The sequence below is a fragment of the Candidatus Binatia bacterium genome (genome assembly GCA_035631035.1).
Lineage (GTDB): Bacteria > Eisenbacteria > RBG-16-71-46 > SZUA-252 > SZUA-252 > DASQJL01.
The window spans coordinates 94539-109484 of sequence record DASQJL010000113.1 but is presented as its reverse complement, the minus strand read 5'-3'; the positions used below and the strand labels follow the sequence as shown (position 1 = coordinate 109484).

15 protein-coding genes are annotated in these 14946 nt (G+C 72.4%); 8 read left to right on the top strand and 7 right to left on the bottom strand.

The window, feature by feature from the left end; all coding sequences use genetic code 11:
* Positions 1 to 6: 6 nt before the first annotated feature.
* Entirely contained in the window at positions 7 to 1443 is a 1437-nt protein-coding gene (locus VE326_12785) for an ATP-binding protein (GenBank protein HYJ34079.1), read from the bottom strand.
* Positions 1444 to 1454: 11 nt separating this feature from the next.
* Entirely contained in the window at positions 1455 to 2240 is a 786-nt protein-coding gene (locus tag VE326_12780) for a response regulator transcription factor (GenBank protein ID HYJ34078.1), read from the bottom strand.
* Between the two features lie 105 nt (positions 2241 to 2345).
* Between VE326_12780 and VE326_12775 the strand changes: the two genes are divergently transcribed.
* Positions 2346 to 3275 carry an OmpA family protein gene (locus VE326_12775; protein HYJ34077.1) on the top strand — a complete coding sequence of 310 codons (930 nt, stop codon included), beginning with the start codon at positions 2346 to 2348 and terminating at the stop codon, positions 3273 to 3275.
* 9 nt (positions 3276 to 3284) lie between these two features.
* Here VE326_12775 and VE326_12770 read toward each other — a convergent pair whose 3' ends face one another.
* From VE326_12770 to VE326_12760, 3 genes are read right to left on the bottom strand one after another with little or no spacing between them, the layout of a single operon-like run.
* Positions 3285 to 3830, bottom strand: a complete 546-nt coding sequence (locus tag VE326_12770; protein HYJ34076.1) for a LysE family transporter — start codon at positions 3828 to 3830, stop codon at positions 3285 to 3287.
* A 49-nt stretch (positions 3831 to 3879) separates the two neighbouring features.
* Positions 3880 to 4542: a hypothetical protein gene (locus VE326_12765; protein HYJ34075.1), complete on the bottom strand. Its 663-nt coding sequence runs from the start codon at positions 4540 to 4542 to the stop codon at positions 3880 to 3882.
* Complete coding sequence (locus VE326_12760) at positions 4539 to 5732, bottom strand: alpha-hydroxy acid oxidase (GenBank protein HYJ34074.1); 1194 nt, start codon at positions 5730 to 5732, stop codon at positions 4539 to 4541. Before VE326_12760 ends, VE326_12765 begins: the two co-directional genes overlap by 4 nt.
* On the opposite strand from VE326_12760, the gene VE326_12755 reads away from it, so the two are divergent.
* Complete coding sequence (locus VE326_12755; protein ID HYJ34073.1) at positions 5731 to 6303, top strand: DUF6496 domain-containing protein; 573 nt, start codon at positions 5731 to 5733, stop codon at positions 6301 to 6303. The two genes, VE326_12760 and VE326_12755, sit on opposite strands and share 2 nt — an antisense overlap.
* Before the next feature lie 67 nt (positions 6304 to 6370).
* Here VE326_12755 and VE326_12750 read toward each other — a convergent pair whose 3' ends face one another.
* On the bottom strand, positions 6371 to 7174 hold the full coding sequence (locus VE326_12750) for a DUF72 domain-containing protein (GenBank protein ID HYJ34072.1): 804 nt from the start codon (positions 7172 to 7174) through the stop codon (positions 6371 to 6373).
* Between the two features lie 11 nt (positions 7175 to 7185).
* A complete protein-coding gene (locus tag VE326_12745) occupies positions 7186 to 8706 on the bottom strand; it encodes a benzoate-CoA ligase family protein (GenBank protein ID HYJ34071.1) in 1521 nt (506 codons plus the stop codon).
* Positions 8707 to 8777: 71 nt separating this feature from the next.
* Here VE326_12745 and VE326_12740 point away from each other — a divergent pair, with 71 nt between their 5' ends.
* From VE326_12740 to VE326_12715, 6 genes are read left to right on the top strand one after another with little or no spacing between them, the layout of a single operon-like run.
* A complete protein-coding gene (locus tag VE326_12740; protein HYJ34070.1) occupies positions 8778 to 9533 on the top strand; it encodes a creatininase family protein in 756 nt (251 codons plus the stop codon).
* Positions 9526 to 10308, top strand: coding sequence for an SDR family oxidoreductase (locus VE326_12735; GenBank protein ID HYJ34069.1), 783 nt, complete (start codon positions 9526 to 9528; stop codon positions 10306 to 10308). Before VE326_12740 ends, VE326_12735 begins: the two co-directional genes overlap by 8 nt.
* Positions 10305 to 10718: a RidA family protein gene (locus VE326_12730; GenBank protein HYJ34068.1), complete on the top strand. Its 414-nt coding sequence runs from the start codon at positions 10305 to 10307 to the stop codon at positions 10716 to 10718. The genes VE326_12735 and VE326_12730 overlap by 4 nt, the downstream gene beginning before the upstream one ends.
* Complete coding sequence (locus VE326_12725) at positions 10715 to 11545, top strand: enoyl-CoA hydratase family protein (protein ID HYJ34067.1); 831 nt, start codon at positions 10715 to 10717, stop codon at positions 11543 to 11545. The genes VE326_12730 and VE326_12725 overlap by 4 nt, the downstream gene beginning before the upstream one ends.
* On the top strand, positions 11542 to 12687 hold the full coding sequence (locus VE326_12720) for an acyl-CoA dehydrogenase family protein (protein HYJ34066.1): 1146 nt from the start codon (positions 11542 to 11544) through the stop codon (positions 12685 to 12687). The genes VE326_12725 and VE326_12720 overlap by 4 nt, the downstream gene beginning before the upstream one ends.
* Positions 12684 to 14936 carry a bifunctional salicylyl-CoA 5-hydroxylase/oxidoreductase gene (locus tag VE326_12715; protein ID HYJ34065.1) on the top strand — a complete coding sequence of 751 codons (2253 nt, stop codon included), beginning with the start codon at positions 12684 to 12686 and terminating at the stop codon, positions 14934 to 14936. Before VE326_12720 ends, VE326_12715 begins: the two co-directional genes overlap by 4 nt.
* Positions 14937 to 14946 lie beyond the last annotated feature (10 nt).

The following is a 14946-nucleotide window of genomic DNA, read 5'->3' as shown; positions in this document are numbered from 1 at the left end:
AAGGAGCTATGAAGGCCGCGCCTGGGGAAGCGTGAAGCGGATGGTGGTGCCCGCTCCCGGCCGGCTCTCGGCCGACACCGATCCGCCGTGCGCCTCGACGAGCTGCTTCACGATCGACAGTCCGATCCCCGAGCCCCCGGTCTCCCGCGAGCGGGCCCGGTCGGCCCGGTAGAAGCGGTCGAAGATCCGGGGCAGATCCTCGGGCGCGATGCCCGCTCCCGTATCTCCCACGCTGAACGCCACCCGGCCGTCCTCGCCCAAGCTGGCGGTGAGCTCCACCGTGCCTCCCTCGGGCGTGTGCGCGATCGCGTTCGCGAGGAGATTGCGGAGCACCTGCTTCAGCCGCGCGGGGTCGGCGTCCACGTCGGGCGCGCCCTCGCCTCCCGCGTGGATCGTGATCCCGCGCTCGGCCGCGAGCGGCGCGAACGCGGCGGCCGCGGCCTCCAGCGTCGCGCGTGGCGACACCCGCTCGCGGTGGAGCGGGAGCCGGCCCGCCTCGGCCAGCGCCAGGTCCTGGATGTCCTCCACCAGCCTCCCCAAGAGCAGCGTCTCCTCGTGCAGCGACCGCATCGTCGCCGCGTCCGCCGTCGCGAGGCCGTCCTCCACCGCCTCGATCTGACAGCGCAGGTTGGTGAGCGGCGAGCGCAGTTCGTGCGCCACGTCGCCCAAAAGGCGCCGCCGCGACGCCTCGTTCTCCTCGAGCGAAGCGGCCATGCGGTTGAAGGCGCTCGACAGCTCGGCGATCTCGTCCGACGAGCGGACCGGCACGCGCGCGGTCAGATCGCCGCGCTCCATGCGGCGCACCGCCCCCGTCAGCGCCTCGACCGGGCCGAGGATGCGGCGCGAGAGCGCGAGGGTGAGCAGGATCGCGAGCGCGCCCGAGACCAGCGCCGCCAGGAGGAGCCAGCGGTTCACCGAAATGATGAAGGGCGGGGGCATCGCCTCCGGCTGGATCGCGGGGAGGCGATACAACGTCGCGCGAAGCGCGCCGTCGGGTCCCCGGATCGCCGCGCGCGGGCCTCCGACCAGCACCTCGCGCCGAACGCGCACGATGTTCCCCTCGCGCCGCGGCACCGTGATCGCCAGGCCGCCGTCCATGCGAAGCTCCACGCTCGCCGTCCGGTACTCGGGGGTGCTCGCGCCGAGCACGGCGCCGTCGGGGGCGATCAGCAGGAATTCGGCGCCCAGTCCGCCCCGGCCGCGCGCGCCGGAGGCGCGCAGCCGCCCGAGCACGGAATCGGCGCCCGCGAGAGAGCCGGTGCGGCGCAGCCAGGCGTCGAGCATCGCCGCCGCGTCGTCGAGGCGCGCGGCCCGCTCGCTGGTCTCCAGGCGGAGGAACTCCGTGCGCACGGCCTGACGCGAGAGCAGCGCGGCCGCCGCCAGCGAGAGCCCCGCCACCACGGCGACGAGCAGGAGAAGGCGCGCCCGCAGGCTACGGAGCATGGCGCGTTCCGCTACGCATCGCCGCTCCGGCGTCCCGCGCGGAGCCGGTAGCCGATCCCGAACACCGTTTCCACGTAGACGGGGCAAGCGGGGTCGGGCTCGATCTTCCGTCGCAGGTTCGCCACGTGCGCGTCCACCGTGCGCGCGAGCCCCTCGTAGTCGGGGCCGAACGCGCGCTCGGCCAGCTCGTCGCGGCTCATCGCGCGGCCGGGATCGCGCGCCAGCGCGTGGAGCAGCCGGAACTCGCGCGGCGTGAGCTCCACGCGCGCGCCGCGCACCGTCACTTCGTGGCGGGCGGAATCGATCCGGAGCGCGCCCACCCGGAGGGTCTCGGGCGGCGGCTCCGCCGGCGCGGAACGCCGCCGGGGCTCCTCGTCCTCGCCGGACACCGCCCGCCGGAGGATCGCGCGCACGCGCGCGACCAATTCGCGCGGGCTGAACGGCTTCGTCACGTAGTCGTCGGCGCCGAGATCCAGTCCTTCCAGCCGGTCCTCCTCGGTCGCTCGGGCGGTCAGGAAGAGGATCGGGATCTCCGATTCCGCCCGGAGCGCGCGGCAGACGGCGAGGCCGTCTCCCTTGGGGAGCATCACGTCGAGCACGACCAGGTCGGGGCGGAAGTCCCGGGCCACGGCCAGGGCCCGCTGTCCGTCCGCCGCGGCCGCCACCTCGTATCCGGCGTGTTCCAGATAGAGGCGAAGGGAGGACAGGACCTTGGGGTCATCGTCCACGACCAGGACTCGGGCTCGGGTCAAGTGGCGCTCCGAATGGAAATTAGAGGGCAATCGCCCGCTGAGCATGCCACGAACCGGTGAAGATTTCATGAAGCCCGCGGCCGGTCGGTGTAGGCTGGCCCCATCCCAAGCCCCGAGGGGCTGCACAACGAACCCTGAGATGGAGGTCGTATGCGACCGATCCTGGTCGTGGCTGTCGTGGCCGTCGCGCTGGCGGCGGCGTTCTCCGGGGCACCCGCCCTCGCCCGGGACGACGATCCCGGCGAGTTGAAGCTTCTCCTCGGATTCATGGGTTCCGATCCGAACCTGGTCAACCACGGCCGCGAGCAGAGCTGGTCGCCGCTGTTGGGGCTCCGGATCGGCGCCAACATGGATCGCCCCTGGTCCCAGTTCATCGACGGCGTCTACAGCCGCATCGACTCCGAGCCGGGCGACCACTCCACGGTGGTGGAGGGGCGGGTGGGCATGGAGCGGAACTTCGGCCTGAACGGAGGGGGAACCTGGTACCTCGCGGGAGCGCTCGGCTGGGCCGACGCGAACCTTCCCACGCCTCGCGACGACTTCGGACGCCCGCTCGCCTCGCTCGGCATCGGCATCCGGCCGACGTCCGGCTCCGGAGCCCGGTTCCACATGGAGGTGCGCGAGGAGTGGTGGATGGGGGACGAAGGGCTCGGCGGCGCGAACGTGGCGAACACGCAGGTTCTCGTCGGCGTCGGCTTCGGTCTCAAGGACACGCGCGAGCCGATGTTCCAGCACGGCTCCCGTACGCTGATCCTGGAAGGGGTGAACTTCGTCACCGACAGCGCCGAGCTGACGCCCGAGTCCAAGGCCACGCTCGACCGCACCGCGGCCTCCCTCCTGCGCTGGCCCGAGGTGCGCGTGGAAGTCGGCGGGCACACCGACTCCGTGGCCGACGACGCCTACAACAAGGAGCTCTCGCAGCGGCGCGCGGAGGCGGTGCGCGCCTATCTGATCCGCGCGGGCGTCAGCGCGAAGCGGCTGGAGGCCAGGGGCTACGGCGAGACGCGGCCGATCGCGCCGAACGATACCGAAGCCGGGCGCGCCAGGAATCGCCGCGTGGAGCTGACCCGGATCGACTAACGGGATCGACTAGCCGCGGACGAGGCGGGCCCCCTCGGCGATGAAGAGCACGCCGAACCCCGCCAGCATGAGGATGCCGATCCAGGCGAAGACCGTGGCGGTGTGCGCCACGCGGGCGCCCAGCCAGGCGAGCGCGTAGCTGATCGCGACGGCGTAGATGAGGATCGACAGGAAAAGGCCGGCGATGCCCGTCGCACCGAGCGACGAGATCACGATCGGACCGCTGGCCATCCACCAGCCGAAGGAAAAGGGGCTCGCGAGCACCGTCATGAGCCCGAGACGATAGGAGCCGCGCGCCGACGAGGCGGCGGCTCCTCGTCGCAGGGTCCGGATCCCGTCCCAGGCCATCCCGAGCAGCATCACGCCGCCGGTGACGCCGAGAGCGCCCACGATGCGGGGATGGCGGCGGAGCACCGTCAGGAATCCGAGGGTCACGAGCGCGAGCCAGGTCGCGTCGGCGGTCATGGCCCCGAGCGCCGTCCGGATCGCCTCGCGCGGCCGTCCCTGGGTCGAGGCGGTGGACATGATCGCCATCACCGGTCCCGGCGGGGCCACGAGCGAGAGGCCGAGAAGGAAACCGGCTCCGAGACGGGCGAGCGGATCGTTAATGCGACCGTCTCCGCCTGGAGGGGGCGCGGGGGCGCCGCGCGGCCGGGTGCTTCGCGGCGCGCTTCGGATGCGCCGCCTTCACCGCCGGCGGAAGCCGCTTCGCGAGGCTGTCCCGGATCTCCGGCCGGAACGGGACCGCCTCGCCGAAGTGCGGGTCCCGTTCGGCGACCGAGAGCAGCCGCGCCGAGCGTGGCCAGACGACGGTGGGCTTCTCGTCGTCGGTCCGCCGTCCGTTGGTGGCGGTGATCTCCAGGCTGGACGTGTAGCGATATTCGGAGGAGTCGGCGCTCCATCCCTCGGCGAGCTCGTTCAGGTCCCGCGTCGTGACCGAGGCCGACGCGTGCACCCGCCCCTTCTCGATCCAGACCCGGCGCTTCCCGACCTGTCCGCCCGCCGGGCTCCGCAGATAGCTCGTGACGAAATAGGCGTCGCTCCGCCGCAGGGAATCGAGTTGCTCGAAGTCGTCCCACTGCTCCCGGCGCCCCGGCTCGGTCGAGGCGATGTTCCAGTAGGTGGTCTGCACGTGGGCGACGCCTGTTCTGGCGTCGACCGAGACGCGGGTCTGGCTCTTCTCGTAGGTGAGGCAGCCGGGGAAGAGCGCCAGGGCGAGCGCCGCGGCCAGCGCGGGACGGGGGAAGGCGATCCGAACGCCGGTCATGCGCAGGAGACGACCAGGCTTCGGTCCGCGGAGCGGAGGTCAGCGCACCCGGCGAGCGCCAGCGAGAGCGCGACCTCCTCGCGCAGGAGATCGAGCACGCGGCGGACCCCGCGCTCCCCCCCGACGGCGAGCCCCCAGAGAATCGGACGCCCGACGAACACCGCGCGCGCTCCGAGCGCCAGGGCTTTCACGACCTCGCTGCCGCGCCGGATCCCTCCGTCCACGTACACCTCGGCGGCGCTCCCGACGGCCTCGGCCACCGCCGGCAGCGCGAGCACCGAGGCCTCGCATCCGTCGAGCTGCCGCCCTCCGTGGTTCGACACCCAGACGCCGTCGGCGCCGCAGTCCACCGCGCGCCGCGCGTCGTCCGCGCGCACGATCCCCTTGAGCACGATCGGGAGCCGGGTCCGCTTCCGGAACCACTCGATCGATTCCCAGGTGAGCGAGGGATCGAGCTGGGCCGAGGCGTAGGCCGCGAGGCTGCCGTAGCGCTCGAACCCCGCGCGGTCGGCATCCTCGGTGAAGTTCGCGATCGTCATGCCGCGGGGAAGGGCGAAGCCGTTCCGATGGTCCCGCTCGCGCCTTCCCAGAAGCGGCGTGTCCACGGTGACGACGAGCGCGCGGTAGCCCGCCGCCTCGGCCCGCGCGATCAGCCGCTCGGTGACGGCGCGGTCGCGATAGACGTAGAGCTGGAACCAGAGCGGCCCCGTGGCCGCGGCCGCCACCTCCTCCAGGCTTCGGGTGGCGAGCGTGCTGACCGTCATGAGCGACCCCGCCTCTCCCGCCGCGCGGGCGGTGGCGATCTCCCCCCGGTCGTCCGCGAGCCGCTGGTAGGCGGTCGGCGCGACGAGCACCGGGTTCGTGACGGCGGAGCCGAGCACGGAGGCGCTCGTGTCCACGCGCTCGACGTTCACGAGCACGCGATGGAGCAGGGCGTAGCGCTCGAACCCTGCCCGGTTCCGCGCCAGGGTCCGCTCGTCCTCGGCGCCGCCGGCGTAGTAGTCGTAGGTCGCGCGGGGAAGCTTCCGCTTGGCGAGAACTTCCAGGTCGGCGACGTTGAGGCAGCCGTCGAGGAGCTTCGAGGCGGCGGAGCCCGTGGAGCGCTCCGCGTTTCGGGCGTTCCCATTTCGGGAGGGCGAGCGCCGCGGCGCAGAAGGGCTCTTGCGGGCTGGCGCGGCGCGGCGGGGCATGTCGGCTCCAGGGGTTGGCGCGCGGAATCGATCCGTTCCCGCGACCGTACCCGCATCGTCGGAGAGGGTCAAGGCGGTTCGCAGCGCTCCACGAGCCGCGCGTCGGCATGGGATGTGCACTCCGCAACGGGAACCAAGGGGAGTGGACCTGGGAGCGCGAACGCGGTTCGCGCCGTTCGAACAGGAGAAGACGATGCCGACACGCAGAAAGAAATCCAGCGGCCGCCGCTACGGCGAGTCCGCCTCCAAATCCGTCGAGAGCGCGATGCGCCGGAAGAAGCACGGCACGCTGAAGCGGGGGAAGTCGGGGCACGGAGGAACGGTGACCAGCCGGAAGCAGGCGATCGCGATTGGTTTGTCCGAGGCGCGCGAGAAGGGCGCCAAGGTGCCCCGGAAGCGCACGGGCTCCACGTCGCGGCGCTCCAGCTCGGCGCGGTCCAGCTCGGGACGGTCCAGCTCGGGGCGCTCCAGCTCGGGGCGGTCCGGTTCGACGCGGTCTTCGTCCCGCCGCTCCAGCTCACGGAGCTCTTCGTCCCGGTCGCGCTCTTCTTCGAGGAGCGCCCGCTCGTAACGGCGGGATGGTTGAGTCATACCGGCGCGCCCGCGGAACCGTCGCGGGCGCGCTTTCCGCCCGCGCCTCATTCCGACCCCAGCCCCTCGCCCGACCCTTCCGCCATCCGAACGAGCAGCGCCGCGTCCTCCACCGCGTAGCCGTGCACGTCGTTGTTGAAGTAGGCGTACACGTCCCTCCCCTCGGCGCGCCACCGCGCGATCTTTCCCGCCCACGGCGCGAGCCCTTCGCGCCCGTACTCCGAGGCGCAGAACTCGCGCGGTCCGTGGAACCGGAGATAGACCCAATCGGCCGTGAGCGGCTCGGCCGAAGGGTAGGGATAGCGGCCCGACTGGCCGAAGACGAGGGCGGCGCCATGTCGCGCGAGCGAGGTGAGCGCTTGTTCCGAATCGAACCAGGTCTGGTGCCGGAACTCGAACGCCAGCCGCACGCGCTCACCGCGTTCGACCTCGAGGGAGCGGAACATGGCGAGGAAGCGCTCCAGGCGCGCGGGGTCGGCCCGGAGCTGCGGGGGTAGCTGGACCAGGATCGGGCCCAGCTTCTCACCCAGCGGCTCGGCGCGCTCCAGGAAGAGACGCGTCTCCGCCTTCACGCCCGAGAGTCGCTTGATGTGCGTGACGTAGCGGCTCAGCTTGAGCGTGAAGCGGAAGTCGGGGCCGGTCTCCGCCGCCCACTTCGCGTAGGTCGTGCGCAGCGGCAGGTGGTAGAAGGAGGTGTTCACCTCCACAGTCGGAAAGCGCGTGGCGTAGTGCGCCAGGAACCGCGGCGGGCGAAGCTCGGGGGGATAGAAGCGGGGCCAGTGGCGGTAGGCCCACCCCGACGTGCCGACGAGGAGCGCGCCCCGGCCGCGCGGCGGCCCCCTGCGGGCCACAGCCATCTCCGCTACCCCGCCCGGAGGCGCCCCCGGTCCACCTTGCCGAGATGCGTCCGGGGGAGCGCGTCCAGGAAAACCACCTCGCGCGGGTGCTTGTAGGGGGCGAGCCGCTCGCGCACGTGGGCGCGCAGCTCGTCGGCCAGACCGTCGCGCCGCTCGCGCGCCACGACGTAGGCGATCGGCTTCACCAGTCCGCTCCCGTCGGCAGCGCCGACGACCGCGGCCTCGACCACCGCGGGGTGATCCAGCAGGCAGCCCTCCACCTCGGCCGGCGCGAGCCACTTGCCCGCCACTTTCAGCAGCTCGTCGCCGCGCCCGCAGTAGGTCACGATGCCGCCGGCGTCGATCTGGACCAGGTCTCCCGTCACGTACCATTCCCCGCGGAAGGCCTGCTCGGTCTTTTCTTGATGTTGCCAGTAGCCGATCGCGCGCGCGCCGCCGCGCACCCGGAGCCAGCCCGTCTCGCCCGGGGGAAGCTGCCGCCCCTCCTCGTCGCACGCCTGGATCTCGAAGCCGGGGACCACGGTGCCCAGCGTCCCCGGGCGCACCGCCCCGATCCGGTTCGAGATGAAGATGTGCCACATCTCGGCGGTGCCGAGGCCGTCCAAGAGCTCCGCCTCCGTGGTCTTCTTCCAGCGCGCGTAAAGCTCGGCGGGAAGCGCCTCCCCCGCGGAGATCGCCACGCGAAGGGAGGCGAGGTCCTGGGCCGAAGCGCCGGGGTGGGTCACCATCTTGTGCACCATCGTCGGGACGTTCACGAGCACGGTCGGCCGGAACTTCCGGACCTTGGCGAACACCGTCTCCGCGGTGGCCGGCTCGGGGAAGAGGGCGGAGGCTGCGCCCGCGGCGAAGGGAAAGAAGAGGTTCGCCCCGGTGGCGTAGCCGAAGTAGAGCTTCGGCACGGAGAGCGTCACGTCGTTCTCGGTGTAGCCGATCACCTCGGGTCCGTAGCAGGCGGCGGTATAGGCGAAGGAGCGGTGCGTCTGGACGACCGCCTTCGGCCGCCCCGTCGTCCCGCCGGAGAAAAGCCAGATGGCCGGATCGTCGCGATGACTGGGGAAGGCGTCGAGCGCGGCGGAGGCGGCGGCCAGCGCCCGGGCGAAGGGGTCGGTGTCCGCGACGAGGAGCCGCTTCACGTGGGGGCCCTCGGCCGCGGCCCGCTCGAAGACGCCCGCGGTCTCCCGGTGCGCGACCACGACCCGCGCCCGCGTGTAGGCCAGGAGATGCCGGACCTCCTCGAGGGAGAGCCCGGGGTTCACCATGACCGCGACCGCGCCGATCTTCAGCGTCCCGAAGAGGGCCGCCACGAACTCGGGGCCGTCGGGGAGGGCGATCATCACCCGCTGCTCCGGCTCGGCGCCGGCCGCCCGGATCAGGTGGCCGAAGCGGTTGGCGAGCGCCTGGACGTCGGCGTAGGTGAGGGAGCCCTGGTCGGTGACGAGCGCCGTCCGGCCGCCGCGCCCTTCGCGGACGCGGGCGTCGAGGAAGTGATCGGCGAGGTTCAGGCGTTCCGGCGGCTCGTAGGTCATGGTAAGTTTCGTGGCTGGTCCCATGATGGACGCCCGGCCTGCGGGCGGCAAGACCCGACTCGGAGGACATTGTGGCGCCGCGCAAGTGGGCCGACCTGACCTGGGAAGAGGCGCGGGATCTCGACCGCCCGCGGGCCGTCGCCCTGCTTCCGGTCGGCGCCATCGAGGCGCACGGCCCCCATCTTCCGCTCGCCACCGACGTGATCCTGGCCGAAGCGATGGCCGCCGCCGCCGCGGACCGTCTCGAGGCGAAGGGGCGGATCGCGGTGGTGCTCCCGGCGCTTCCCTACGCCGCCGCCCCGTTCGGCGCCGGCTTTCCGGGGACGATCTCGGTCGGCGCCGCGAGCGTGCGTGCGATCCTGCTCGACCTCGCGCGGGAGCTCACGCGCCAGGGTTTCGCCGCGCTCGGGGTGGCCAACGCCCATCTGGACCCCGCCCATCTCGAGACGCTCGCCGCCGCGCGCGCTCTGGCCGACGAGGAGGAGCTTCTTCCGGTGATCTGCCCCGATCTGACGCGCAAGCCCTGGGCGCTACGGCTGGGGGAGGAATTCCAGACCGGCGCCTGCCACGCGGGCCGCTACGAGGGCTCGGTCGTGCTCGCGGCCCGCCCCGACCTCGTGCGCGAGGAGACGCGCCGGGGGCTTGCGCCCAATCCCGCGTCGCTCTCGCGAGCGATCCGGACCGGCGCGCGCACGTTCGAGGAAGCCGGCGGTCCGCGGGCCTACTTCGGCTGGCCCGCCGACGCCACCGCCGAGGAGGGAAGGCGCACCATCGAGGCGCTCGGAGCGATTCTGGCCGAGGCGGTGCTGGAGCGGGACCGTGGCTGACCGGCCGCTTTCGGGGCGCGTCGCTCTGGTCACCGGGGGCGGCCGTGGGATCGGCGCCGCGGCGGCGCGGCGTCTCGCGGCCGCGGGTGCGGCGGTGGCCGTCGCGGCGCGATCGCGCCGCGAGGTGGACCTGATCGCGGGGGAGATCCTCGACGCGGGCGGCCGCGCGTCGTCCCACGCGCATGACGTCGCCGAGGAGGAGCCGGTGCGCGCGCTGGCGCGCGAGGTCCGGGAGGCGCTCGGCCCGGTCGACGTGCTCGTGATGAGCGCCGGCGCCGCGATGGCCGGTCGCTTTGCCGACGTGGCGGCGGCCGACTGGGACCGCATGATGCGCGCGAACGCGCGGAGCGCCTTTCTCTGCGCGCGCGAGTTCGCGCCCGCGATGGCCGAGCGGGGCTATGGCCGGATCGTCGCCGTCGCCTCGATCGCGGGGCTCACGGGGGGGAAGTACATCGCGCCCTACGCCGCGTCGAAGCACGCGGTGATCGGCCTGGTGCGCTGCCTCGCCGAGGAGCTGGCGGGGAAGGGAGTGACGGTGAACGCGATCTGTCCCGGATACGTCGACACCTCGATCACCAAGGAAGCGGTCGCGGGGGCGATGTCGCGGGGCGGGCTCTCCCATCCCGAGGCGCTCGCGGCGATCCTGGGCACGACGGGGCAGGAACGGCTGCTCACGACCGAGGAGGTGGGCGAGGCGATTCTCAAGATGGCCATGGGCGGCGATGAGGCGACGGGACAGACGGTGGTCCTGGGCGCGCGGGTGCACGCGGCGTGACGTTCCAGATCGTGAACCCGGCCTCGCTGGGCGAGCCCAAGGGCTGGAACAACGGACTCCTCGCCCCGGCGGGGGGAAGACTTCTGTTCGTCGCGGGGCAGGCCGGATGGGAAGAAGAGGCCGCCGGCGATCCCCCCGATTTCGCCGCGCAGTTCGTGCGCGCTCTCGACAAGGTGCTTGCGGTGATCGCCGAGGCGGACGGGCGCCCCGAGGATCTCGCGCGGCTCACCATCTATGTGACCGATCTCGCCGCGTATCGCGCTGCCCGGCGAGCCGTCGGCGAGGCCTGGCGCGCGCGGCTGGGGCGCTTCTATCCGGCGGTGGCGCTCGTGGAGGTGAAGGGGCTGATGGACCGCGGAGCGATGGTGGAGATGGAAGCGACGGCGGTCATCGGCGGAGGTGGCGCGTGAGCCAGGAGCCGAGGCCGGCCGATCTCACCCCGCTCCAGCCGAAGTCCTTCCTCTATGCCGTGAACGAGGCGACGAGCGTGGCCACGATCACGCTGAACCGGCCCGAGCGGCTGAACGCGCTCACGTTCGAGGTCTACGCCGAGCTGCGCGATCTCTTCGCCGCGCTCGACCAGGAGGAAGGGGTGCGCGCGATCGTCCTGACCGGCGCGGGGCGCGGCTTCTGCTCCGGCGGGGACGTGGAGGAGATCATCGGCGCGCTGTTCGAGCGCGACTTCGGCGGGCTCCGCGAGTTCACGCGCATGACCTGCGACCTGATCCGGAACATCCGCGGCTGCAGGAAGCCTGTGATCGCCGCGCTGAACGGCACGACGGCCGGGGCCGGCGCCGTGATCGCGACGGCGTGCGACCTTCGGATCGCGTCGGAGACGGCCAAGATCGCCTTCCTCTTCGTTCGGGTCGGCCTCTCGGGCGCGGACATGGGGGCCTCCTGGCTCCTGCCGCGCATCGTGGGGCTGGGGCGCGCGACCGAATTGCTGATGACCGGCGACTTCATCGACGCCAAGCGCGCCTACGAGATCGGGCTCTATCATCGCGTGGTGGCGCCGGACCGCGTCCTCGCGGAGGCGACGGCCTACGCGGAGAAGCTCGCGCGCGGGCCCTCGGCCGCGCTCGCCGTGACCAAGGAGGCGCTCGACTACGAGTTCAGCCAGGATCTGGTCTCCGCGCTGAACTACGAGTCGGACGCCCAGGCCGCCCTGATGGAGCACCCCAACTTCCGCGAGGCCTACGAGGCGTTCCGCGAGAAGCGGGAGCCGCGGTTCCGTTGATTCCCGACCCGCGCCCCGTCCGCGCCCTTCTCGATCCCTCGCACGAGACGTTCGCGGCCGAGGCCGCGGCGTTCGCCGCGCGCGAGATCGCCCCGCGCACCCCCGCCGCGACCGATGCGGCGGCGCGGGTGGAAGCGCGCGCGATCCTGGCGGCGCTCGGAGCGGGGAGGATGCTGGAGCCGATCCGCCGCGGCGACTGGCGCGCCTGCTGCCTCGCGCGCGAGGCGCTGGCGGCGGCCAGCCCGCTCGCCGACGCGGTGTTCGCGCTGCAGGGGCTGGGAACGCTGCCGCTCCTGACGACCGGCTCTCCCACGGGCGCCCGGCTCGCCGAGGAAGCGATCGCGGGGCGCGCCATGAGCGCGTTCGCCATGACGGAGACCGAGGCGGGATCGGACGTGGCCGCGCTCCGGACGCGCGCACGCAAGGACGGCGGCGACTACGTCCTGGACGGCGCCAAGTCGTACATCTCCAACGCCGGCATCGCCGACTTCTACGTGGTCTTCGCCTCGACCGATCCGGACGCGCGCGGCAAGGGGATTTCCGCCTTCCTCGTGCCGGCCGATGCCCCGGGATTGCGCTTTGTGGGACCCCAGGTGCTCTCGGCGCCGCACCCTCTGGGGGAGCTGGCGTTCGAGGGGTGCCGGATTCCCGCGGCGAACCTCCTCGGCGAAGAGGGGCGCGGGTTCGCGCTGGGCCTGAAGACGTTGGACCGGATGCGCGCCACGGTCGGCGCCGCCGCGTGCGGCATGGCCGCACGCGGCGTATATGAAGCCGCCGCCCACGCGCGCGCCCGGACGCAGTTCGGAAAGCCGCTCGCCGAATTCCAGCTGGTCCAGGAGAAGATCGCGCGCATGGCGACGGAGCTGGATGCGGCGCGCCTCCTGGTCTACCGCGCCGCGTGGGAAGCCGACCACGGCGCCGAGCGCGTCACGATGGAGGCGGCGATGGCGAAGTCGTACGCCACCGAGGCCGCGCAGCGCATCGTGGACGACGCCGTGCAGATCCTGGGCGCGCGCGGCGTCCTGGCCGACCATCCGGTGGACCGTCTCTACCGGGCCGTCCGCGCGCTCCGCATCTACGAAGGGACGACGGAGATCCAGCACCTCGTGATCGCCGGGCAGGTGCTGCAGGCCGGGCGATGAAGGCCGCCGTCATCGGCGGCGGCCCCGCCGGGCTCTTCTTCGCGCTGCTCTTGAAGCGGGCCGACCCCAGGCACGAGATCGCCGTCTACGAGCGGAACCGGCCCGACGACACCTTCGGCTTCGGCGTGGTCTTCTCCGATGCCACCGAGGAGGCGCTCGCCGTCGCCGACGCCGACGTCGCGGCCGCGATGACCGCGCGCTGCCACCGCTGGGACGACATCGAGGTCCACTACAAGGGACACACCCTCGTCTCGACGGGGCACCGCTTCTCGGGGCTCTCCCGGGCGGGCCTGCTCGGCATCCTGGCCGCCCGGTGCCGCGAGGCGGGCGTGCGCCTCTGCTTCGAGCGGGAGATGCTCGACCCCGCGGCGCTCGAGGGAGCCGACCTGATCCTCGCCGCGGACGGCGTGAACTCCGCCGTGCGGGAGCGCTATCGCGAGCACTTCCGACCGGTCGTGGACGTCCGGCCCAACCGGTTCGTGTGGCTCGGCACCACGAAGCCCTTCCCGGCGTTCACCTTCTATTTCAAGAGCGACGCGAGCGGGCTCTGGCGCGTGCACGCCTACCAGTACGAGCCCGATCGCTCCACGTTCATCGTCGAAGCCACCGAGGCGACGTGGCGCCGGGCCGGGCTCGCCGAGGGGGACGAGGGGCGCACGATCGCCTTCTGCGAGGCGCTCTTCGCCGAGGAGCTGGAGGGGCACCGCCTCCTCGGGAACCGCTCGATCTGGCGCAGCTTTCCGACCATCCGGAACGAGCGCTGGTCCCACGGCAACGTCGTGCTCGCGGGGGACGCGGCGCACACGGCCCACTTCTCGGTGGGTTCCGGGACCAAGCTCGCGATGGAGGATGCCGTGGCGCTGGTCGAAGCGCTCCGGACCCAGCCCTCCATCGCCGACGCGCTCACGGCCTACGAAGCCGCCCGCCGCCCCGCGGTGGAGAGCCTGCAGCGCGCCGCCCAGGCCTCGCTCCAGTGGTTCGAGGACACCGAGCGCTACATGGACCTCGACCCGCTCCAGTTCGCGTTCACCCTGATCACGCGGAGCCTTCGCGTGACGCACGAAAATCTCAAGCTTCGGGACCCGGCCTTCACCGCGCGGGTGGACTCCTGGTTCGCGGAGCGGGCGGAGGAGCAGTCGGGCGCTCCCGTTCCGCGCGCGCCGGCGCCTCCGCCGATGTTCACGCCGTTCCGCCTGCGCGACCTGGTATTCCGGAACCGCGTCGTCGTCTCGCCGATGTGCCAGTACTCGGCGACCGACGGCATGCCCGACGACTGGCACCTGGTGCACATCGGGTCGCGCGCCATCGGCGGCGCCGGGCTCGTCTTCGTCGAGATGACCGACGTGAGCCCGGAGGGGCGGATCTCTCCGGGGTGCACGGGGCTCTATTCCGAGAGGCACGCGGCCGCGTGGAAGCGGATCGTGGACTTCGTGCACGGGCGGACGCCGGCGAAGATCGCGATGCAGCTGGGCCATGCGGGACGGAAAGGCGCGACCAAGCTCTCGTGGGAGGGGGACGCGCAGCCGCTGGAGACGGGAGGCTGGCCAATTCTCGCCCCTTCGCCGATCCCCTACTTCCCGCACAGCCAGACGCCACGCGAGATGACGCGAGCCGACATGGACCTGGTGGTCGGGCAGTTCACCCAGGCGGCGCACCACGCCGTGACGGCGGGGTTCGACCTCCTGGAAATCCACATGGCGCACGGCTACCTGCTCGCGAGCTTCATCTCGCCGCTCACCAACCGGCGCGAGGACGAGTACGGCGGCCCCCTCGAGAACCGGATGCGCTTTCCGCTCGAGGTGTTCCGCGCCGTGCGGGCGGTCTGGCCCGAGGAGCGCCCCATGTCGGTTCGCATCTCCGCGGTCGACTGGAAGCCCGGCGGCATGGGCCCCGAGGACTCGGTCCGTGTCGCGCGGATGCTGAAGGCCGCGGGGTGCGATATCGTGGACGTCTCAGCGGGGCAGACGGTGCCCGACCAGAGGCCGGTCTACGGACGGCTCTTCCAGACCCCCTTCGCCGACCGGATCCGGCACGAGGCCGGGATCGCGACGATGGCGGTGGGAAACATCTCCTCCTACGCCGACGTGAACACGATCCTGGCCGCGGGGCGCGCCGATCTCTGCCTGCTGGCGCGGGCGCACCTGTGGGACCCGTACTGGACGCGGCACGCCGCCTACGAGCTGGGCTGGCCTCTTCCCTGGCCCGATCCCTACGAATCGCTGAACCAGTTTCGTCCCCGCTTTTCCTGATCGGAGGCGC